At 67.6% G+C, this 20,250-nt stretch carries 19 protein-coding genes; 13 read left to right on the top strand and 6 right to left on the bottom strand.

From position 1 onward, the window contains the following. The 3 genes from I6N89_RS17225 to I6N89_RS17215 all read left to right on the top strand — a co-directional run bounded on the left by I6N89_RS17225 (position 1) and on the right by I6N89_RS17215 (position 1,832). On the top strand, positions 1-186 hold the full coding sequence (locus tag I6N89_RS17225) for a hypothetical protein (RefSeq protein WP_207019759.1): 186 nt from the start codon (positions 1-3) through the stop codon (positions 184-186). 283 nt (positions 187-469) lie between these two features. After that, positions 470-928: a c-type cytochrome gene (locus I6N89_RS17220; RefSeq protein WP_207019758.1), complete on the top strand. Its 459-nt coding sequence runs from the start codon at positions 470-472 to the stop codon at positions 926-928. A gap of 4 nt (positions 929-932) precedes the next feature. Then, positions 933-1,832 carry a c-type cytochrome gene (locus I6N89_RS17215; protein WP_207019757.1) on the top strand — a complete coding sequence of 300 codons (900 nt, stop codon included), beginning with the start codon at positions 933-935 and terminating at the stop codon, positions 1,830-1,832. A 180-nt stretch (positions 1,833-2,012) separates the two neighbouring features. Here the strand turns inward: I6N89_RS17215 and I6N89_RS17210 are convergent, their stop codons facing one another. From I6N89_RS17210 to I6N89_RS17200, 3 genes are read right to left on the bottom strand one after another with little or no spacing between them, the layout of a single operon-like run. Next, positions 2,013-2,492: a CinA family protein gene (locus I6N89_RS17210; protein WP_207019756.1), complete on the bottom strand. Its 480-nt coding sequence runs from the start codon at positions 2,490-2,492 to the stop codon at positions 2,013-2,015. Continuing rightward, positions 2,489-2,971: a phosphatidylglycerophosphatase A gene (locus I6N89_RS17205; protein WP_207019755.1), complete on the bottom strand. Its 483-nt coding sequence runs from the start codon at positions 2,969-2,971 to the stop codon at positions 2,489-2,491. The genes I6N89_RS17210 and I6N89_RS17205 overlap by 4 nt, the downstream gene beginning before the upstream one ends. Beyond that, positions 2,968-4,101: a bifunctional 2-C-methyl-D-erythritol 4-phosphate cytidylyltransferase/2-C-methyl-D-erythritol 2,4-cyclodiphosphate synthase gene (locus I6N89_RS17200; protein WP_207019754.1), complete on the bottom strand. Its 1,134-nt coding sequence runs from the start codon at positions 4,099-4,101 to the stop codon at positions 2,968-2,970. The genes I6N89_RS17205 and I6N89_RS17200 overlap by 4 nt, the downstream gene beginning before the upstream one ends. Before the next feature lie 175 nt (positions 4,102-4,276). On the opposite strand from I6N89_RS17200, the gene dusB reads away from it, so the two are divergent. The 8 genes from dusB to hflX all read left to right on the top strand — a co-directional run bounded on the left by dusB (position 4,277) and on the right by hflX (position 13,818). Then, the gene (gene dusB, locus I6N89_RS17195; RefSeq protein ID WP_236016699.1) at positions 4,277-5,260 is read left to right on the top strand and encodes a tRNA dihydrouridine synthase DusB; all 984 of its coding nucleotides are present in this window, start codon (positions 4,277-4,279) and stop codon (positions 5,258-5,260) included. Beyond that, complete coding sequence (locus tag I6N89_RS17190; protein WP_207019753.1) at positions 5,257-6,342, top strand: two-component system sensor histidine kinase NtrB; 1,086 nt, start codon at positions 5,257-5,259, stop codon at positions 6,340-6,342. The genes dusB and I6N89_RS17190 overlap by 4 nt, the downstream gene beginning before the upstream one ends. Next, on the top strand, positions 6,342-7,715 hold the full coding sequence (locus tag I6N89_RS17185) for a response regulator (protein ID WP_207019752.1): 1,374 nt from the start codon (positions 6,342-6,344) through the stop codon (positions 7,713-7,715). Before I6N89_RS17190 ends, I6N89_RS17185 begins: the two co-directional genes overlap by 1 nt. Before the next feature lie 147 nt (positions 7,716-7,862). Then, on the top strand, positions 7,863-10,124 hold the full coding sequence (locus I6N89_RS17180) for a sensor histidine kinase (RefSeq protein ID WP_207019750.1): 2,262 nt from the start codon (positions 7,863-7,865) through the stop codon (positions 10,122-10,124). After that, positions 10,121-11,539, top strand: coding sequence for a sigma-54-dependent transcriptional regulator (locus I6N89_RS17175; protein ID WP_207019748.1), 1,419 nt, complete (start codon positions 10,121-10,123; stop codon positions 11,537-11,539). The genes I6N89_RS17180 and I6N89_RS17175 overlap by 4 nt, the downstream gene beginning before the upstream one ends. Further along, positions 11,520-12,140, top strand: a complete 621-nt coding sequence (locus I6N89_RS17170; protein ID WP_236016698.1) for a hypothetical protein — start codon at positions 11,520-11,522, stop codon at positions 12,138-12,140. The genes I6N89_RS17175 and I6N89_RS17170 overlap by 20 nt, the downstream gene beginning before the upstream one ends. Positions 12,141-12,307: 167 nt before the next feature. Continuing rightward, positions 12,308-12,547, top strand: a complete 240-nt coding sequence (hfq, locus tag I6N89_RS17165) for an RNA chaperone Hfq (RefSeq protein ID WP_007800966.1) — start codon at positions 12,308-12,310, stop codon at positions 12,545-12,547. A gap of 17 nt (positions 12,548-12,564) precedes the next feature. Then, entirely contained in the window at positions 12,565-13,818 is a 1,254-nt protein-coding gene (gene hflX / locus I6N89_RS17160) for a GTPase HflX (RefSeq protein WP_207019837.1), read from the top strand. A gap of 58 nt (positions 13,819-13,876) precedes the next feature. Here the strand turns inward: hflX and I6N89_RS17155 are convergent, their stop codons facing one another. Both I6N89_RS17155 and I6N89_RS17150 read right to left on the bottom strand, forming a co-directional pair. Then, complete coding sequence (locus I6N89_RS17155; RefSeq protein ID WP_207019746.1) at positions 13,877-14,821, bottom strand: phosphotransferase family protein; 945 nt, start codon at positions 14,819-14,821, stop codon at positions 13,877-13,879. Continuing rightward, on the bottom strand, positions 14,818-17,289 hold the full coding sequence (locus I6N89_RS17150) for a penicillin acylase family protein (protein ID WP_207019744.1): 2,472 nt from the start codon (positions 17,287-17,289) through the stop codon (positions 14,818-14,820). Before I6N89_RS17150 ends, I6N89_RS17155 begins: the two co-directional genes overlap by 4 nt. A 116-nt stretch (positions 17,290-17,405) precedes the next feature. On the opposite strand from I6N89_RS17150, the gene I6N89_RS17145 reads away from it, so the two are divergent. Further along, positions 17,406-18,278 (top strand): NAD(P)-dependent oxidoreductase, encoded by an 873-nt coding sequence (locus I6N89_RS17145; RefSeq protein WP_076703779.1) that lies wholly within the window; start codon positions 17,406-17,408, stop codon positions 18,276-18,278. A gap of 37 nt (positions 18,279-18,315) precedes the next feature. Here I6N89_RS17145 and I6N89_RS17140 read toward each other — a convergent pair whose 3' ends face one another. Then, complete coding sequence (locus I6N89_RS17140; protein ID WP_207019742.1) at positions 18,316-19,284, bottom strand: quinone oxidoreductase family protein; 969 nt, start codon at positions 19,282-19,284, stop codon at positions 18,316-18,318. A 105-nt stretch (positions 19,285-19,389) separates the two neighbouring features. On the opposite strand from I6N89_RS17140, the gene I6N89_RS17135 reads away from it, so the two are divergent. Then, entirely contained in the window at positions 19,390-20,226 is an 837-nt protein-coding gene (locus I6N89_RS17135) for a LysR family transcriptional regulator (protein ID WP_207019740.1), read from the top strand. Positions 20,227-20,250: the final 24 nt, after the last annotated feature.

Genomic DNA, 20,250 nt, shown 5'->3' with positions numbered 1-20,250 from the left:
ATGAACCCGCTCTGGTTGCTCCGCATGGCGAAATGGGCGCGCAACCCGCCCTCTTCGGGACGTGTGAAACTGGTGCTGGCGGTGATCGCGTTCTGCCTCGCGCTTTATGCGGTCGAGCGCTGGGTCGGCTGGCCCGACGCGCTGAGCCCCGAACGGCTGCGCGTTCCGAACCGCGTTTCGCCCTGACGCGCCTTCACATATGCGCGAGGAGAATGTCATGTATGCCCGTATAAAGTGCGTATCGGAAAGTCTATTCAATCAAGGGAAACGTTGCTCAACTGTCTGTATTCCGTGACAAAACCCTCTCCGAGACCTGCCTGGGCCGTCAGGGTGATGCCCTAACGTCAGTCGGCCCCTCGCCGCCGTTCCTCACAAGAGGGTGTTGTCAGATCGTCGCAGAGCGGCACACTCTTCCGCAGCTTCGCTATGTCGCCATACCGGCGCCAGCTTTTGCCACTGGAGGATTTGCATGAACCGTTTCCTGACCGGCCTCGCGGCCCTTTCCCTTTGCACCGCCGGCGCAGCCTATGCCCAGGATTACAGCGCGCAGCTCAAGGCGCGGCAGGGCCAGTTCCGTATTCTGGCGATCAATCTCGGCACGCTGGGCGGCATGGCTCAGGGCAAGATCGACTACGATGCCGAGGCCGCGCAGATGGCGGCCGATTCCGTCGTTGCGGTGTCGATGATCCATCAGGGCCCGCTCTGGCCCGAGGGCAGCTCGGAAATGGGCGTCGACGGCACCCGCGCAAAAGCGGAGATCTGGGACAATTTCGACGATTTCGGCGCCAAATGGTCCGGGCTCGGCGAGGCCGCGCTGAACATGCAGGCCGCCGCAGGCACCGGACAGGAGGCGCTGGGGCCGGCGCTGGGGCAACTGGGCGGCGCCTGCAAGGCCTGCCACGACACCTATCGCGCGCCGGAATCCTGAGCCTATGCGCAGACTGATCGCGGGTCTCGTCCTGGCGGGGCTCGTCGCCGCCGGGATCGGCTGGATCGTCACGGCGCCCGACCGGTTGCCCGAGGGCAGCTTTGCCGGTGTTGAGGGCGACGCCGTGCGCGGCGAGCTTGTGTTCACAGCCGCCGGTTGCGCGTCGTGTCATCACGCGCCGGATGCCGACGGCGAGGCCAAGCTCGTGCTGGCGGGCGGGCAGCGCTTCGCCTCCGATTTCGGCACCTTCCTCGCCCCCAATATCTCGCCCGACCCCGAGCAGGGCATCGGCGGCTGGAGCCAGGAAGCTTTCGCCAATGCGGTGATGCGCGGCGTCTCGCCCGGTGGCGCGCATCTCTACCCGGCCTTCCCCTATACCGCCTATGCGCGCATGGACGACCGCGATCTGGTGGATCTCTGGGCGTATATGCAGACATTGCCCGCCTCGGATACGCCGAGCCAGCCGCATGAGCTGGGCTTTCCGTTCAATATCCGCCGGGGCCTGGGTCTGTGGAAACTGCTCTATTTCGATGATGGCTGGGTGATGGAGGAGGCCGAGGGCCAGGAGCTGGTGCGCGGCCGCTATCTGGTCGAGGCGCTGGCCCATTGCGCCGAGTGTCACACCCCGCGCGACGCGCTCGGCGGGCTCGACACCGGGCGCTGGCTGACCGGGGCGCCCAACCCCAACGGGCGTGGTACGATCCCGGGGCTGACACCGGATCACCTGAGCTGGGAGGCGAGCGACATCGCCTACTATCTCGAAACCGGATTCACACCGGAGTTCGACAGTGTCGGTGGGCATATGGTCGAGGTGGTGGAGAATTTCGCCAGCCTCGCGCCGGAAGACCGCGCAGCGGTGGCGGCCTACCTCAAGGCGCTGCCGGACGGAGGGGCGATGGAGTAGCCACGCGGCCCGGCGAGGCGCTTGTCCGGCGCAAGACGATCCAGCAACCGCAGGCCCGGCCAGAGGTGCCGGGGCAATCGGTGATCAGCAAGAGCATGGGCCTGCAAGGAAGCCCGCGCAGAGGCCCCGGATCAGGTCCGGGGCGGATCCCGTAGGGTGGGCAATTCTGCCCACCGATCCCTAATCTTCCGCCAGCGCGTCGCGCAGAAGTTCCAGGGCGTGGTGGGTGGCGGCCGCGCGCACATTGGCGCGGCCGAGCGCACCGAACTCTACCGTCTCGGTCAGCGTCTCGCCGTCGCGGGCGAGCGCGAAACACACCATGCCCTCGGGCTTTTGCTCCGATCCGCCGGGGCCCGCCACGCCCGAGATCGCCACCGCGAAATCGGCCTCCGCCGCGCGCCGCGCGCCTTCGGCCATCTCGCGCACCACCTCTTCGGAGACCGCGCCGTGCACATTCAGGGTCTCCGCATGCACGCCCAGCATCTCCTGCTTGGCGGCGTTGGAATAGGTCACCACGCCACGATGGAAGATGTCCGACGAGCCGGCCACATCGGTCAGCGCCGCCGAGACCATGCCGCCGGTGCAGCTTTCGGCGGTGGTGACGGTGACGCCACGTTCGCGGGCGCGCATCAGGATATCGCGGGCGATGACTTCGGTCACATCAGGACTCCATGGGCAAGGGCGGCGAGTATGATCGTGACAATAGCAGAAAACACGCCGGCAATCACGTCATCCAGCATCACCCCCAGCGCATCGCCGCGCCGGTCGGCCATGCCCACCAGCCAGGGCTTCCAGATGTCGAAGAGCCGGAAGAACACAAAGGCCGAGATCCAGCCGGGATAGAGCCGCCAGAGCTCCACCCCCATCATCGCCGCGCCGTAGCCCACTGGGAAGAGCGCGATCCACTGGCCGACCACTTCGTCGATGACGATCCAGGACGGGTCGTGATCGCCGCTCTGGGTCAGCGCGCGGGTGGCCACCAGACCCAGCGCATAGGCCAGAGCCGTGGCGATCAGCAGCAGCCAGAACCCGCCGGCGAGCAGCAGCGCATAGGCGACGGGCAGGGCGGCGAGCGAGCCCCAGGTGCCCGGGGCGGGCTTCAGGAAGCCGATATAGAGGAAGGAGGCGATGGCTTTCATGGTTTCACCAGCGTTGCGGTTGCAATGGCGGCGATACCTTCCTCGCGACCGGTGAAGCCCAGCCGTTCCGAAGTGGTCGCCTTGATCGAGATGCGGTCCGAGGCAAGCCCGGTGATGCGCGCCATTTCCGCTGTCATCTCAGCGGCATGCGGGCCGATCTTGGGGCGTTCGCAGATCAGCGTCAGGTCGATATTGGAGATCGCGAAGCCCTTCGAGCCCGCCAGCTCTACCGCGTGACGCAGGAAGATCTCGGAGGCGGCGCCTTTCCATTGCGGGTCGGAGGGCGGGAAATGCCGGCCGATATCGCCCTCGGCCATGGCGCCGTAAAGCGCATCCGTCACCGCATGCATGCCGACATCGGCGTCGGAATGACCCTGAAGCCCGCGCCCGTGCGGAACCTTGATCCCGCAGAGCACAACGTGATCACCCGCGCCGAAGCGGTGAACGTCATAGCCATTGCCCAGACGGATATCCATCGCGTCTCCCTTCAGCAGCGTTTCGGCCCGGGCGAAATCCTCCGGGCCGGTGATCTTGAGATTGCGTTCCTCGCCCGGAACGATGGCAACGTCCAGCCCCGCGGCGCGGGCGACCTGCACATCGTCGGCGGCGGCTCCGGTCTGCGTCGCATGGGCGGCGGCAATGGCGTCATAGCGGAAGCCCTGCGGCGTTTGCGCGCGGTAGAGCCCGGCGCGGTCGCGGGTGCCTGTGACCTGGCCGTTTTCGCCGATCCAGAGCGCATCGGTCACCGCCAGCGCCGGCGCGGCGCCGGGATGGGTGGCCAGCGCGGCGACAACCGCGTCGATGCTGGCGCGGCTGACGCAGGGGCGGGCGACATCGTGGATCAGCACGCGCTCTGGCGGCGCATCGGCCAGCGCCGCGAGCCCCGCGCGCACCGAGCCCGCGCGATCCTCCGCGCCGTCGACAAGCGTCACCGGCAGCCCGGCGGCGACCGCCTCTGCCAGTGCGCGGTCGTCGGGGTGAATCACCAGCACGAGGCGCGGCAGATGGGCAAAGGCCTCCAGCGTCCAGCGCGCCACCGGCTTGCCGGCGATCTCGCGCCACTGCTTGGGCAGAGCGCCCCCGGCGCGGGTGCCACGCCCGGCGGCAACGATGATGACGGCTGTGTCCATGGGCCTCGCTCCTTCCCGGCTTCTCTAGGCATTGCCCCGGGGCTGCGCAATGCGCTCTGGCGCCGCGCTCAAAAAATAGGCAAACTGCATTGTGATGGGGCGGGGCGGTGCCCAAACAATTGAATGTACTCGGGCCTCAGGTTACCTCCCAAGCATCTGCACAAGGAATAGGCGCTTGAAACTCCCTCTGGGCGACCGGTCGATCTCCCCTCCTGTCCTGCTGGCCCCGCTGGCGGGCATTACAGACCTGCCGTTCCGCTCTCTGGTGGCGCGCTGGGGCGCGGGGCTCGTGGTCTCCGAGATGATCGCAAGCGGCGAGTTTCTCACCGCGCGCCCCGGCACGCGCGAAAAGGCCGAGCTGGGGGCGGGAATCGAGAACACCTCCGTCCAGATCGCGGGCCGCGCGCCCGAGCCGATGGCCGAGGCCGCGCGCATGGTGGCCGATATGGGCGCGCGCGTCATCGACATCAATATGGGCTGCCCGGCGAAGAAGGTCACCGGCGGCTACTCCGGCTCGGCGCTGATGCGCGAGCCCGACCACGCGCTGCGGCTGATCGAGGCGGTGGTGGGGGCGGTCGACGTGCCGGTGACGCTGAAGACGCGGCTCGGCTGGGACGACGGCACCCGCAACGCCGCCGATCTGGCGCGCCGGGCCGAGTCGGCAGGCGTGCGGATGATTGTGATCCACGGTCGCACGCGCTGCCAGTTCTACAAGGGCCGCGCCGACTGGGCGGCGATCCGCGCGGTGAAAGAGGCGGTCTCGGTGCCGGTGGTGGCCAATGGCGACATCGTGGACGCCGCCAGCGCCCGCGAGGCGCTGCGGCTCTCGGGCGCCGACGGGGTGATGGTCGGTCGCGGCGCGCAGGGCGCGCCCTGGCGGCTGGCCGAGATCGCGCATGCGCTTTACGGCGCCCCGGCGCCGGTGGTGCCGCGCGGCGCGGATCTGACGGAAATCGTGCTGGAGCATTATGAAGCGATGATCGCGTTTTACGGCGCCGACCTGGGTGCGAGATGCGCCCGCAAACATCTGGGCTGGTACATGGATGCCGCCGGCACGGAGCCGCAAATGCGTCGCGAGATCCTGACCGAGCGCGACCCCGCGCAGGTCAGGGCGCGGCTGCGCGTGGCGCTCGAAGACGCGTTGGCGGAGGCGGCATGAACAGCGAGCTTCAGATGCAGCTCTGGTCCTCGCTGCCGGTGCCGGCCATCCTGCTGGATGCCGAGGAGCGTATCGCCGACATGAATCCGGCGGCCGAGGGGTTTATGAACAACTCGGCGAAATGGCTGATCGGCCAGCCGATCTGGGACCGGCTGGCGGTCGACGCGCCGCTGGAGGAAAGCCTGGCGCGGGCCCGCGAACACGGCACGCCGCTTTTCGTCAACGATGTCGATGTGGGCACCGGATCGCGCCCGCCGCTGGTCTGCAACCTCCAGATCGCGCCGGTGCAGAACTATCCCGGCTGGTTCATCATGCTGATTTCCCCGCGCGAGCTGGCGGGGCGCATGACCCAGAGCCATTCGGTGAAATCCGCCGCGAAATCCGCCATCGGCATGGCCGAAATGCTGGCGCATGAGATCAAGAACCCGCTCGCCGGCATCACCGGCGCGGCGCAGCTGCTGAGCATGAACCTGTCGAAAGACGATCTCGAGCTCACCGACCTCATCGTCGCCGAGACCCGCCGCATCGTGAAACTGCTCGAACAGGTCGAGCAGTTCGGCAATCTCTCGGCACCCGAGAAGAAGCCCGTCAACATCCATGACGTGCTCGACCGTGCCCGCCGCTCGACCCAGCTCGGCGTCGGCGCGCATATGAAATTCATCGAGGATTACGACCCCTCGCTGCCGCTGGCCTTCGGCGATCCCGACCAGCTGTTGCAGGTGGTGCTGAACCTCCTGAAGAACGCGGCAGAAGCCGCCGACCCGAAAGAGGGCGGAACGATCCGGCTGCACACGTTCTATGAACATTCCTTCCGGATGCGCCGCGCCGACGGCACCACGCAGAAGCTGCCCCTTCAGGTCGAGGTGATCGACGACGGCCCCGGTCTGCCCGACGACATCAAGGGCGATGTGTTCGACCCCTTCGTTTCGGGGAAGGAGAACGGCACCGGGCTGGGGCTGGCGCTGGTCTCCAAGATCATCTCGGACCATGACGGCTGGATTTCCGTGGATTCCGTTCCCGGCCGCACGGTCTTTCGCATTTCGCTTCCGCGCGCCCCGCGCGAGACAGAGGAGAAGAGATAATGGACGGCACGGTTCTAGTCGCAGACGACGACCGCACGATCCGGACGGTTCTGACCCAGGCGCTGACCCGCGCGGGCTGCAAGGTGCATGCCACCAGTTCGCTGACCACGCTGATGCGCTGGGTCGGCGAGGGCAAGGGCGACGTGGTGATTTCCGACGTGGTCATGCCCGACGGCAACGGGCTGGAGATGCTGCCCAAGATCCACCAGGACCGGCCCGACCTGCCGGTGATCGTGATCTCGGCGCAGAACACCATCATGACGGCGATCCAGGCGGCCGAGGCCGAGGCCTACGACTACCTGCCCAAGCCCTTCGATCTGCCGGACCTGATGAAGCGCACCGCCAAGGCGCTCGACAACCGCAACCGCGCGCCGAAGCGCGACGAGGTGGCGACGATCGGTGCCGACGGGCCGGACGAGCTGCCGCTGGTGGGCAAGACCCCGGCGATGCAGGCGCTTTACCGCCTCGTGGCGCGGGTGATGAACACCGATCTGCCGGTGCTGATTTCGGGTGAGAGCGGCACGGGCAAATCGCTGATCGCCCGCGCGGTGCATGATTTCTCCGACCGCCGCACGCTGCCCTTCATCACCGTGACCGGCGCCGACCTGTCCGATCTCGAAGGCCCGGCGCGGGTGCTGGCACGGGTCAAGGGCGGCACGCTTCTGATCGACGAGATCACCGACATCCCCGACGAGATCCAGGCGCGCGTGGTACGCATGATGGATATCCCGGGCGAGCATGTGCCGCGCTTCATGGCCACCTCGCAGGGCGATCTGGCCCAGGCGATGGAGGAGGGCCATGTCCGGCAGGATCTTTATTACCGGCTCTCCGGCGCCACGATCAACGTGCCCAGCCTGCGCGAACGGGTCGAGGATATCGCCCTGCTGACCGAGCATTTCCTCGCCCGCTCCGAGCGCGAGGGCGCGCCCAAGCGCTGGCTCTCCAAGGACGCCGCCGAGCTTTTCCGCGCCTATAGCTGGCCGGGCAATGTGCGGCAGCTGGAAAATTCCGTGCGCCGGCTCAGCCTGACCTCGCGCGCCGAGGAGATCAGCCGGTCCGAGGTCGAGGCGGTGCTGGGCAATCAGCCCGATACCGGCCCGATCCTGCGCGGTGGCGATGCGGAGAAGCTCGGCACCTCGGTGGCCCGCCACCTGCGCCGCTATTTCGATCTGCACGGCAATATGCTGCCGCCGCCGGGGCTCTATGCCCGCATCCTCAAGGAGGTCGAGGCGCCGCTGATCGAGATCGCGCTGGAGGCCACCGGCGGCAATCAGGCGAAATGCGCCGATCTGCTGGGAATCAATCGCAATACTTTGCGCAAGAAGATCACCGATCTGGATATTCGCGTGACACGCCGCCGCAAACTGATGTAAAAGGGTCACATAGATGTGGCCGCGCTGCTTCGTTTTCGGATGGAGTTGCGAAGAAGCCACAGAATATGGCGGTCCGCTGCTTCGAGCAGCACATCCTGGCGAGGTATCTCTGTGGCCACTCGGGCACGGAAATCTGTGGCGCGTAGCATGACGTGGACCCGGCTGAGCCGTCTGCGCCGTCAGCGGCGGGTGCAGAACGTGGCGACGCTGGGGCTCGTGCTGCTGGGGCCGGTTCTGGCCTTTGCCACCTTCATGGTGCTGGGCCCGCTCGACAGCGGCAAGGGCACGGAGATGAGCCTGCGGCTCGTGCTGCTGGCAGATCTGGTCTATGTGCTGCTGCTGGCGGCGCTGGTGCTCTTCCGCGTGGCGCGAATGATCTCGGACCGGCGGGCGCAGTCGGCGGGGTCGCGCCTGCACCTGCGGCTCACAGGCGTGTTCGCGCTGATGGCGCTGCTGCCCACGGTGACCGTCGCTGTCTTTGCCGTGCTCACCATCAATATCGGTCTGGAAACCTGGTTCTCCAGCCGCGTGCAGAATGTGGTGGGCGCCTCGCTCGCCGCCGCCGAGGCCTATGAGGCCGAGCAGCGTCGCGGACTGAGTGAGGACGTAGAGGCGCTCGGGCGCTTTCTCGATGCTGCACGTCGGGCGAATTTCGCCTTGGATGACGGGGACATACGGCAGATTCTTCAACAAGGGCAGGGGCAGATCCAGCGCGGGCTGCGCGAGGCCTATGTGATCGACGGCGCGGGCGAGATCCGCGCCCGGGGCGAGCGCTCCTATCTCTTCGATTACGAACAGCCGAACATCGCGCAGATCGCGCAGGCCGGCGAACAGGGGCTCGTGCTGATCCCCGACTGGGACAATCACGAGCTGCGCGCGCTGGTGCCGCTCGACGCCTTTGCCGACCGCTTCTTGTACGTCAGTCGAGAAGTGGATGGCAACCTACTGAATTTGCTGGATGAAACGCAGGCGACCGCGCAGTTCTACCAGCAGCAGGAAAGCGAACGGGGCCGGCGGCTTTTCGATTTCGCGCTGCTCTATCTGGGCTTTGCGGTGCTGCTGATCCTCGCCGCCACCTGGCTCGGCCTGTGGTTCGCCGAACGTCTCGCGCGCCCGGTCGGGCGCCTCACCGGCGCGGCGCAGCGGGTCGGCGGCGGCGATCTCGACGTGCAGGTCATCGAGGACGAGGGCGACGACGAGATTTCCATGCTCGGGCGCTATTTCAACCAGATGACCCGGCAGCTCAAGGCGCAGCGCGAGACGCTGCTGGAGAACACCCGCCAGATCGAGCGCCGGCAGCGGCTGTTCGATTCCGTGCTGTCCTCGGTCACTTCCGGGGTGGTGGGGCTCGACGATAGCGGGCGCGTGACCTTCGTGAACCGCTCCGCCGAGCGGTTGCTGGGCTGGCACGAGACCAAATCCGAGCTGCCGATCACCGTCGCGGTGCCGGAATTCGGCGCGCTTTTCGACAAGCTGCGCGGCAGCGGGCAGGAGACGGCGCAGGAAGAGGTGAAAGTCAGCCGCGAGGGCCGGCTGGAGCACCTGCTGGTGCGTCTTTCGGTGCGCCGCCGTCAGGACGGCTCGCTCGAGGGCTATGTGATCGCCTTCGACGACGTGACCGATCTGGTCAGCGCGCAGCGCATGGCGGCCTGGGGCGACGTGGCGCGCCGCATTGCGCATGAGATCAAGAACCCGCTGACGCCGATCCGGCTCTCGGCGGAGCGCATCAAGCGCAAGTTCGGCCGCATGGTCGAGGGCGAAGATGCCGAGAAGCTGGGGCAGATGACCGAGGTCATCGTGCGCCAGACCGAGGATCTGCGCCGCATCGTCGACGAGTTCAGCAAGTTCGCCCGCATGCCCGAGCCCGAACGCCGGCCCGAGGACGTGGTGGCGCTGTTGCGCGGCGCGGCGCTGTTGCAGGAGACCGGGCAGCCGGATGTGCGTTTCGTCATCGACCTGCCGGCGATGGAGATGCCCGCCGAGCTCGACGCCACCATGATCGGCCAGGCGTTGACGAATCTCATCAAGAACGCCGGAGAGGCCATTGAATCTCTTCAGGAAAAGGGCGTGCCAGAGGGCTATGTTCCGGAGATCCGCGTGAGCCTCGTCGAAGAGGACGGGCGGGCGCTGATCCGCATCATGGACAATGGCATCGGCCTGCCGGAGGACCGCGCTCGGCTCTTCGAGCCTTACGTGACCACCCGCGACAAGGGCACCGGGCTCGGCCTGCCCATCGTGAAGAAGATCATCGAGGAGCATGGCGGCAGCCTTGCCCTTGAGGATGCGCCGCTATTCGACGGCGCCACCCATGCCGGGGCGATGGCGGTGATCCGCCTGCCGCTCGGGCTCGCGCCGGCGCGTCCGGCCCATATGACCAGAGTGATTTCAGAATTAGAGGGGCAGACATGAGCGATATCCTGATCGTGGACGACGAGCGCGACATTCGCGAGCTGATCGGGGACATCCTCGAGGACGAGGGCTACACCACGCGGCTGGCGGCGAATTCGACCGAGGCGATGACGGAGGTCAATGCAGAACCCCCCGGGCTGCTGATCCTCGACATCTGGCTGAAGGACAGCAAGATGGACGGGATAGACATCCTCAAGACCGTCAAGCGCGACAATCCCGATATCCCGATCATCATCATCTCGGGTCACGGCAATATCGAGATCGCCGTCGCGGCGATCAAGCAGGGCGCCTATGACTTCATCGAAAAGCCCTTCAATATCGACCAGTTGCTGGTGGTGATCCGGCGCGCGATGGAGACCTCGCAGCTGCGGCGCGAGAACAGTCAGCTCAAGCGGCGCGAAACCGAAGTGGCGCAGATGGTGGGCGAAAGCGCCGCCTTCCGCGCGCTGGTCAGCCAGCTCGACAAGGTGACGAAATCCAATGGACGCGTGATGCTCACCGGGCCTGCGGGCAGCGGCAAGGAGGTGGCGGCGCGCTACATCCATGCCCATTCCGGCCGTGCGCAGGGGCCGTTCGTGACGGTGAACTGCGCCGGCGTCGCGCCCGAGACCATGGAAGAGGTGCTGTTCGGCCGCGAGACCCCAGAACGTGGCATCGAGCCGGGGCTGCTGGAGCAGGCGCATGGCGGCGTGGTCTATTTCGACGAGGTCGCCGACATGCCGCTCGGCACCCAGTCGAAGATCCTGCGCGTGCTGGTCGACCAGAGCTTTACCCGCGTCGGCGGCGCCGACAAGGTGCGGGTCGATCTGCGGGTGATCTCCTCGACCAATCGCGATCTCGACGAGGAAATCGCCGCGGGCCGCTTCCGTCAGGAGCTTTATCACCGGCTCAACGTGGTGCCGATCGCGGTGCCCTCGCTGGAGGACCGCCGCGAGGATATCCCGCTGCTCGCCGGCTATTTCATCGAGGCCTGCAACAAGTCTCAGGGCCTGCCGGTGCGGCCGCTTTCCGAGGATGCGATTGCGCTGATGCAGACGATGATCTGGCCGGGCAATGTGCGCCAGCTCAAGAACCTGGTGGAGCGCGTGCTGATCCTGGGCGAAGGCACCGGCCCCATCGAGGCGCGCGAGCTGCCGCAGGAGGCGCCTGTGAGCGGCGACGAAGAGGGGCGCGTGGTGCTTTCGGGCACGCTGGCGACCCTGCCGCTGCGCGAGGCGCGCGAGGCCTTCGAGCGGGAATATCTGCTCACCCAGATCAACCGGTTCGGCGGCAATATCTCGCGCACCGCGGCCTTTGTCGGCATGGAGCGCTCGGCGCTGCACCGCAAGCTGAAATCGCTGGGCGTGGTGACCGGCTCGAAATCCGGCGGGCGCATCGCTTATGTGGACGAGGATCATGTTCAGCAGGCGGGGTGAGGGGCGGCATCTGCGCGGAGTTGCGCTGAGCATGCTGGTCGCGGCGCTGGCGGGATGTTCGGCGCCGGTGGTCTCGACCCAGGCCTCCGAGACAAGCGCGAGCGCCAGCGCGCAGGAGGCGCGGATCGCCGAGGTCGCGGCGGAGCTGCGGGCGCTGGGGCCGGGGGTCGATCCGGCAGAGGCGGAACGCGCGGCGCGCATCGCGGTGCTGAAGCCGCTCGACTGGGCGCGAGACTGGCGCGTGGTCGATCCGCCGCTCGTGCATAATTTCAAGGTGGTGAACGGGTTCCGCGACAAGGGCGTCTGCCAGGACTGGGCCGATGCGCTGGAGATCGCGTTGCATGCGGAAGGCTTCCGCACGCTGGAGCTGCACCGGGCCATCGCCAATGCCCGCAATCTCAGCCTCGAACACGCGACCGTGGTGGTCACCGCGCGCGGCCAGAGCTGGGAGCAGGGGCTGATCCTCGATCCCTGGCGTCTGGGGCAGGGCCGGCTCTGGTCGGCGCGGGTGCAGGAGGATCCTCGCTACACTTGGGAGTCGCGTGAGGCGGTACGGGCCTGGCATAGCGACTGGAAGGCGCGCACGCCGGCAGCGGGCTAGCGCGCTCCGCGCCGCCCTGCCTGCCCGGCGGGCAGTGAGCGGCACGCCGCCCGGCTTTTGGGCAGCGACGGGATTTTTGCACTGGAAGTTCCGGAACCCGCGATACATACTCGCCCGGAAGAGGGAAAGCCGCAAAGCGGCAAAAGGCAAGAACAAAGGCAATTTCAATGGCTTCGGACAGACAAAACCTTCAGGACGCGTTTCTCAACCATGTCCGCAAAACCAAGGTTCCGGTCACTGTATTCCTCATCAACGGCGTGAAATTGCAGGGTGTCATCACCTGGTTCGACAATTTCTGCGTGCTTCTGCGCCGCGACGGCCAGTCGCAGCTCGTCTACAAGCATGCGATTTCGACGATCATGCCGTCGCAGCCGATCAACCTGTATGACGGCGACGGCAACGATTGAAGGAACACGCCACGCATGTGACCCGCGCCTGGGTCCTGCATCCTGACATCCGCTCGGATCGCGACCGGCGCGATGCCGAGATGGCTCTGGAAGAGGCGATGGCGCTGGCTGCCGCACTCCCCGACCTGGAGGTCGCGGGGGGCGTTGTCGTGCCGTTGCGCGATCCGCACCCGGGCACGCTCTTCGGCTCCGGCAAGATCGCCGAGCTGAAGACGCAGCTCGAAGAGGACGAGATCGAGCTGGTGCTGGTCGACGGGCCGGTGACGCCGGTGCAGCAGCGCAATCTGGAAAAGGAATGGGGCGTCAAGCTGCTCGACCGGACCGGGCTGATCCTAGAGATCTTCTCCGACCGGGCGGCAACGCGCGAGGGCGTGTTGCAGGTCGAGATGGCGGCGCTTTCCTATCAGCGCACGCGGCTGGTGCGGGCCTGGACCCACCTTGAGCGTCAGCGCGGGGGGCTGGGCTTTGTCGGCGGCCCCGGCGAGACGCAGATCGAGGCGGACCGGCGTGCCATCGACGAACAGCTCGTGCGGCTGCGCCGGCAGCTCGATAGGGTGGTCAAGACCCGCGATCTGCACCGCAAGGCGCGCGCCAAGGTGCCGTACCCCATCGTTGCGCTGGTGGGCTATACCAACGCGGGAAAATCCACGCTGTTCAACCGGCTGACCGGCGCCGAGGTGATGGCCAAGGACATGCTCTTTGCCACGCTCGACCCGACCATGCGGGCGGTGCGGCTGCCCACGGGAATCGAGGTGATCCTGTCGGACACGGTGGGCTTCATCTCCGACCTGCCGACCGAGCTGGTGGCCGCCTTCCGCGCCACGCTCGAAGAGGTGCTGGCGGCCGATATCATCCTGCATGTGCGCGATATCTCGCATCCCAATACCGAGGAGCAGGCGCGCGATGTCGCGGCGATCCTGAGCTCTCTGGGCGTGCGCGAGGAGGTGCCGCTGCTGGAGATCTGGAACAAGACCGACCGGCTGGAACCGGAGGCGCGCGCGGCGGTCGCAACGCGGGCCGAGCGCGAGGAGACGGTCTTTGCCGTCTCGGCGCTGACCGGCGACGGGCTCGATCCGATGTTGCAGGCGGTGACCGGGTGGCTTCAGGGCGAGACCGTGGAAGAGGCGCTTGTGCTGGGCTTCGACGACGGGCGCCGGCGGTCCTGGCTCTTCGGCAAGGGGCTGGTGCAGGACGAGCGTCAAGAGGAGGACGGGTTCCACCTCACGGTACGCTGGTCGGCGAAGGATCGGGCACAGTTCGAAACGCTCTGAGCGAGGCTAAGCGTTTTTGAAAACGCTTGCAAATTCCTTGGAAGGAATTTGTGGCGCCTCAGGCGAAGAGCGGCGCTTCGGCGGCCAGGATCGCGCGCGCGGCAAGGTGGCGCGCGCTCTGTCGTAACGATGGTGCGTCCGGCGTCGCCGCCCAGATCCCCAGCGCAAAGAGCCGTTGCAGCACAAGCGACACCTGCTGATCGGTTCCGGTCTCGCCATAGCCGCGCCTCAGGGCCCTTGCGCTGCGGTGGAGATCGCCCGCCGCGCCGGGCTGCGCCATGGCATCGACGAGCAGCGCCACCAGATCGCGCAGCGGCTCGTCCGGCCTGTCATTCTCGAAATCGAGCCCGACCAGCCCGGTGTCCGTCGCGACAAGATTCGACAGGTGCAGATCGCGATGGGTCACCGCGCGCCGTGCCGGCTTGCCGCGCAGTTCCAAGGCCATCGCCTCCAGCGCGGCCACCGCGTCACGAAACGCCGCGATCTCGGGGATGGCGCGCTTGCCCTCCGCATGCCAGCCGAGCAGCCGGTGTAGCCAGGCGATCTGGCCCTTGGGCCGGAACGGATGCGCCTCGGCGCTCAAATCATGCAGCGCCGCCAGCCAGCGCCCGGCGTCTTCCAGCCGCCGCTCGGCCTCATCGGCGCTCAGATGCGGCCAGAGCGCGGCGAGGCTCGGCCCGTCCGCATAGGCCATGCCCAGCACCAGCCGCGCCTCATCGAAGAACAGCACCTCCGGCGCCTGACCGGGCAGGGCGCCGGCCACAGCTGCCTGCCGCGCCGTCTGCGCGCGCGCCTTCTCGGCCCCGGCGGGGGCGAAGACCTTGACCGTCAGCCGCTCTTCGGGATGGGCCGCGCAAAAGACCTGTGCGCGCAGCGGCTTGTCGATGTTCTTGAGACAGCCCAGCCCGTAATCGCGCCCGGGCCGCCGCTCCGCCAGCGCCGCGCGGGCGAGCGCCCGCGCCTCGGGCTTGTCGAGATGCGTGGCGCCGGCAGGGCCGGTCATTGCGCGACCGGAACCAGTTGCGTCACCCCGATCGAGGCCGCCCGCGCCAGCCCGGCATCGAGCGACATCGGGATATACTCGCCGCGCCGCCAGAGCGTGCCGAGATCGTCGTAATGGCGCGACAGGAAATGCCCCGATTGCCCGGTGGAATTGATAAAGACCGAGCTGTCGGGATCGGCGAAATCGTAGACGCCGCGATAGGTGGCGCCATGCACGCTGAGGAAGGGCTCGGGATCGCGGCCCGAGGTGCGCCCGCGCTCAAGGGTGAAATCGCCGCCCGAACTGCTCTGGCGGATATTGACGAAATAGCGCAGCAGCGGGATATCGCCCAGCACCGTATGCTTGTGCATCGCCTGATGCGCATCGCCCCAGCGCAGGCTTTCCAGCGCCGTGCCATACTGCTCGCCGATCCAGACCAGCGCGTCGTCGAGCGCCATGCGCGAGATGTCCGAGCAGCTTTCCACCGCGACCGAGCGGATCACGTCGCACCAGACCCCGGCGCCGTCCACATTGCGATAGACCCGCTCGATGAACAGCGGCTCCACATGGTCGAAGGCATCGGCCAGCGGCCCCAGCTCGTCGCGGATCAGCCGCTCCTGAAGCGCGCGCAGCCAGGCGGCATAAATCAGCGGCTCGGGCAGATGCTCGTTCATCTCGCCGTTCCAGTTCGCCAGCAGCTCCAGCGCGCGCTGGCGCTGACGCTCCGGCGTGCCGGCGGGGGCGGCCTCTCCGGTATACCACAGATCGCGCCCGATCAGCGGCAAGAGCGTGCGCGCGGCGGGCGAGACGGTGTCGAGCTGGGCTTCGATGAAACTGTCGCGGGTGTGCACCTGCCGGCCCTGCATGAGCTGGGTCCAGCGCATCACCCGCTGGCTGTCGCCCCAGTCATAGCTCACATGCAGCGGGAAGGGCCGGTCGATGATCTTGTTGTTGGTGTTGCCGACGATGCCGCCCGCCGGGTCGGTCCAGACCGGGTTGGAGGCGTCGGGCAGCATGCCCTGCCAGCGGTTGGTCTCGATCCAGCCGGGCGAGGGCAGGCGGCCCTGGCTCTGATGCGCGGCATCGCGGCGCGGCATGGCGCCTACCAGCTTCAGCCCGATATGCTCGCGGTCGATCACCGTCAGCATCTGCGAAGGCGCTACGTAGAGCGGTGCCGCGTCCAGCGCCTCGTCCACGCTGCCCGCCCGCATCAACCGCAGCGCGCCGCTGAGGGACGTATCCTCGCCCGAAAGCGCCGTCCAGCTCATGCTGACCACATGGCCGGGCGGGGTGATCGCCTCCAGATCGAAGCGGCTTTTCGGCAGCACGGGGCCGTTGTCGGTCCAGCGCAGGGTGACGGTGACCGGCGCCTCGTCCTTGATCTCGACGATGGTGCGGCGGGTCTCGAAGCGCTTCCAGCCGTCGGGTGTGCGATATTCCTGCGGATTGTCGGGGTTCAGCTCCTCGATATAGAGATCCTGGTCGTCCAGATAAGACGAGGTGATCCCCCAGGCCAGCCGCTGCGAGCGGCCCAGCATCACCGCCGGCACGCCGGGAATGGTGCCGCCGATCACACCGCCCTGGGCCAGTTGCAGCCGCGCCAGATACCAGGTCGAGGGCGCGGTAAAGCCCAGATGCGGGTCGTTGGCCATGAGCGTGCCGCCGCCCGCCGAACGCGCGGGCGCTGCCGCCCAGGCGTTGGAGGCGCCGGCAAAGCCGCGTTCGGGAACCGGCGAGAGCGGGCCCTCCGGATGCGGCGTGCCGGCGTAGCGCGGCAGGGTCTTGCCGGGAAAGAGGCTGGCGTAGTCGGGCAGGGCGGCGGTGCCGCTGCCCGGCGCGTCGGGCAGGATATCGGCCAGCCGGTTCGGATCGGGCAGCAGCAGCGAGGTGCGGGCGCGCAGGATTTCGTCGCGGAACTGGCCGGAGAGTTGCAGCGCCATGAGCTTGACCAGCGCGATGCTGTCGGCGGGCTGCCAGGGCGCCACCGGCGCGTTGAACAGGAAAAACTCCGGCGCACCGCGCCCGAGGCTCTCGGCATTGATCTCGTCGATGCGCGCATTGACCCCGGCGGCATAGGCGCGCAGCGCCGCCAGCGCCTGCGGATCCTGCGCCGCCACCGAACGCACGGCCAGCGGGTAGAGATCGAGCCGGCGCAGCAGCAGGTCGGTGTCGAGCGTGCGCCGTCCGAAGATCTCCGACAGGCGTCCCTGCACCGTGCGCCGCATCAGCACCATCTGCCAGAGCCGGTCCTGCGCATGGGCATAGCCCAGCCCGAAAAACGCATCTGCATCGGTTTCGGCAAAGATATGCGGCACCGCGGAATTGTCGCGCACGATCTCGACCCCGGCGCCGATGCCGTCCACCGCCAGCTCCTTGTCGTAATCGGGCAGCGAGCGCGAGGCGAGGTAATAGACCAGCGCCACTACGATGACGGTCAGAAAGATCGCCGCCGAGGCGAGCCTGAGAAGCCATCGGAAGAGTGTCGCCATCAAGAATGCTCCGCGGTTTCCGGTTTTCCGGGGCTTAGCGCGCCGCCGCCCCCTTGCCAAGGGGCGGGGCAGACGCGACAACGGGTTGGACGTCAGCGATAACGGGAGGTTGAACCATGGCGAAATGCGCGTTTCTGGGGCTCGGCGTGATGGGCTATCCGATGGCGGGCCATATGGCTGCGGCGGGCCATGAGGTCACGGTCTACAACCGCACCGCCGCCAAGGCGGAGAAATGGGTCGCCGAGCATGGCGGCAAGATGGCGCCGACCCCGCGCGAGGCCGCCGAGGGCGCGGAGTTCGTCATGGCCTGCGTCGGCAATGACGACGATCTGCGCGCGGTCTGCCTCGGCGCCAGCGGCGCGTTTTCCGGCATGACCGAGAGCGCGATCTTCGTCGATCACACCACGGTTAGCTCGATGGTCACGCAGGAGCTTTATGCGGTCGCCAAGAAGAACGGCGTCGGCTTTGTCGATGCGCCGGTCTCGGGCGGGCAGGCGGGGGCGGAAAACGGTCAGCTCGTGGTGATGTGCGGCGGCGATGCGCCCGATTACGCCATGGCCGAGCCGGTGATCGACGCCTATGCCAAGCTCTGCAAGCGCATCGGCGACAGCGGCGCCGGGCAGAAATGCAAGATGGTCAACCAGATCTGCATCGCCGGGCTGGTGCAGGGGCTCTCCGAAGGGCTGGCCTTTGCCGAAAAGGCGGGCATCGACGGGCGCGCGGTGGTCGAGGTGATCGGCGGCGGCGCGGCGGGGTCGTGGCAGATGGTCAACCGCTACGAGACCATGCTCGACGACAAGTTCGAGCACGGTTTCGCGGTGGACTGGATGCGCAAGGATCTGGCGATCTGCCTCGCCACCGCCGAGGAAACCGGCGCTGCGCTGCCGGTCACCGCGCTGGTCGATCAGTTCTACAAGGATGTGCAGGCCATGGGCGGCGGCCGCTGGGACACCTCGAGCCTCATCAAACGGCTGAAATCCTTCGGATGAGCCGGGCGGCGGGGCCGCGCCCGGCTCACGCCGCCACTCAGGTGGTCAGGATGCTCGCCCCGGTGCCCTGGCCGCTTTCCAGCGCTGCCAGCGCCTCTGCGGCTTCGGCGAACGGGTAGATCCGCGCCGGCGCCACCGCGATGCCGCGGTCGATCATCTCGAACACCGCCGCGCCCGCCGCGCGATAGGCCTCCGGGTCGGCGGCGAAGGCCATGATGCTGGGCCGGGCAAAGCGGATCATGCGCCTCGGCGCGATCTCGGCAACGGTGAGGGCCGGGCTCTCGCCCGCCGCCTGGCCGATGCTCGCCACCGTGCCGTCCGCGCGGGTGCAGGCGATGCTCTGGCGCAGACGGTCGCCGCCGACCCCGTCGATGGCGAAATCCACCCCCGCACCGCCGGTGAGCGCCTCGATCTCCGGCTCCAGCGCCGTATCGCGCCCGGTTATGACGTGATCCGCCCCCAGCCGCGTCGCGATCTCGGCCTTCTCGGGCGTGCTCACGGTGCCGATCACCGTCGCGCCGAGCGCCTTTGCCCATTGCGTCAGCAACCCGCCGAGCCCGCCCGCCGCCGCCTGGATCAGCACGGTGCTTTGCGGCCCTACCCGATACACCCGGCTCAGCAGCATATGCGCCGTCATGCCGCGCAGCATCCAAGCGGCGGCGATCTCCGCGCCGATGGCATCGGGCAGCGGCAGCGCCCGCCATGCCGGCAGCAGCCGCTGCGTCGCAAACCCTCCGGGCTGGGCGCAATAGGCGACGCGCTGGCCAATGGCAAAGCCCGACACGCCGTCCCCCACGGCCTCGACAATGCCGCAGCCCTCGACGCCGGGAATCGCCGGCTCGGGCAGCGGATAGAGCCCGGTGCGGAAATAGCTGTCGATGAAATTGACGCCGATCCGCTCCTGCCGGATGCGCAGCGTGCCGGGGCCGGGCGCGCCGGCCTCCCAATCGATGCGCTGCAAACGCCCGTCGCGGCCCGGGGTGACCAGTCTGAATGCCTGTTCCATTGATCGTCCTCACTTTCGTGGGCGATCATAGGGTTTGCAACATGTGCGTAAATTATCGAAATATCCGCAGTATATGGGAATAAATTCACATTATCCGGCAGGGCCATGAACTGGGACGATCTCCGCCATTTCGCCTGTTTCGCCGAGGCCGGTTCGCTCTCCGGCGCGGCGCGGCATCTGAAGGTCGAGCATGCCACCATCGCGCGCCGAATTGCGGCGCTCGAGGCAGAACTGAACCTGAAACTGGTGGACCGGCGCGGACGCAGACTCGTGCTGACGCCGGCGGGCAAACGCATCGCCGCGCTCTCGGCGCAGATGCAGGGCGAGGCGGAGAGCGTGCTGCGCTACGCCCGCAGCGCGACGATGACGGTGAGCGGCGATGTCACGATCAGCGCGCCGCCGGCCTTTGCCGCGGCGCTGATGGCCGCGCCGCTCACCGGTCTGCGCAAGCAGCATCCCGAGCTGAATATTTTCATCTCAGGCGACATCCACACCGTCTCGCTGGAGCGCCGGGAGGCCGATATCGCGATCCGCCTGCACCGGCCCGAGCACGGCGCGCTGACGGCGGTAAAGCTGGGCGAGATCGCCTTCCGCCTCTACGCGTGCCCGGACTACCTCAGCGGCAGGGCAGAGAGCGACTGGGCGTATATCCGGCTGGGCGGCGCGCTTGCAGAGGCGCCGCAGCAAAGCGCGCTTGGCGATCTGGCCACGGGCAGGGGGCTGGCGGCGGATCAGATCGAGATGCAGCACGCCCTGGTGCGCGCCGGTGCGGGTGTCGCCATGCTGCCAGATTTCCTCGCCGCCTCCGATCCGGCCTTGACGCGCGCCGCACCGGGCGCTCCGCCGCTGACGCGCGAGGTCTGGATGATCTGTCACACGGATATGGCAGCATCGGCCCCGGTGCGCGCCGTGTTCGAAACGCTGAAAACCATGCGCTTCTGACGGCTCCTCGCCGTGCTTTCGGTT

This window comes from Salipiger abyssi (assembly GCF_017311415.1).
Lineage (GTDB): Bacteria > Pseudomonadota > Alphaproteobacteria > Rhodobacterales > Rhodobacteraceae > Salipiger > Salipiger abyssi_A.
The sequence above is the reverse complement of the archived record's forward strand: the minus strand, read 5'-3'. Positions and strand labels throughout refer to the sequence as shown.

Bases quoted from the DNA above. Each gene is read 5' to 3' on its own strand.
- I6N89_RS17190 (WP_207019753.1), top strand. From the start codon at position 5,257: ATGAACAGCGAGCTTCAGATGCAGCTCTGGTCCTCGCTGCCGGTGCCG.
- I6N89_RS17170 (WP_236016698.1), top strand. From the start codon at position 11,520: ATGTTCAGCAGGCGGGGTGAGGGGCGGCATCTGCGCGGAGTTGCGCTG.
- I6N89_RS17145 (WP_076703779.1), top strand. From the start codon at position 17,406: ATGGCGAAATGCGCGTTTCTGGGGCTCGGCGTGATGGGCTATCCGATG.
- I6N89_RS17150 (WP_207019744.1), bottom strand. From the start codon at position 17,289: ATGGCGACACTCTTCCGATGGCTTCTCAGGCTCGCCTCGGCGGCGATC.
- I6N89_RS17175 (WP_207019748.1), top strand. From the start codon at position 10,121: ATGAGCGATATCCTGATCGTGGACGACGAGCGCGACATTCGCGAGCTG.
- I6N89_RS17200 (WP_207019754.1), bottom strand. From the start codon at position 4,101: ATGGACACAGCCGTCATCATCGTTGCCGCCGGGCGTGGCACCCGCGCC.
- I6N89_RS17155 (WP_207019746.1), bottom strand. From the start codon at position 14,821: ATGACCGGCCCTGCCGGCGCCACGCATCTCGACAAGCCCGAGGCGCGG.
- I6N89_RS17140 (WP_207019742.1), bottom strand. From the start codon at position 19,284: ATGGAACAGGCATTCAGACTGGTCACCCCGGGCCGCGACGGGCGTTTG.
- I6N89_RS17225 (WP_207019759.1), top strand. From the start codon at position 1: ATGAACCCGCTCTGGTTGCTCCGCATGGCGAAATGGGCGCGCAACCCG.
- I6N89_RS17205 (WP_207019755.1), bottom strand. From the start codon at position 2,971: ATGAAAGCCATCGCCTCCTTCCTCTATATCGGCTTCCTGAAGCCCGCC.
- I6N89_RS17220 (WP_207019758.1), top strand. From the start codon at position 470: ATGAACCGTTTCCTGACCGGCCTCGCGGCCCTTTCCCTTTGCACCGCC.
- I6N89_RS17215 (WP_207019757.1), top strand. From the start codon at position 933: ATGCGCAGACTGATCGCGGGTCTCGTCCTGGCGGGGCTCGTCGCCGCC.
- I6N89_RS17185 (WP_207019752.1), top strand. From the start codon at position 6,342: ATGGACGGCACGGTTCTAGTCGCAGACGACGACCGCACGATCCGGACG.
- I6N89_RS17180 (WP_207019750.1), top strand. From the start codon at position 7,863: ATGACGTGGACCCGGCTGAGCCGTCTGCGCCGTCAGCGGCGGGTGCAG.
- I6N89_RS17135 (WP_207019740.1), top strand. From the start codon at position 19,390: ATGAACTGGGACGATCTCCGCCATTTCGCCTGTTTCGCCGAGGCCGGT.
- hfq (WP_007800966.1), top strand. From the start codon at position 12,308: ATGGCTTCGGACAGACAAAACCTTCAGGACGCGTTTCTCAACCATGTC.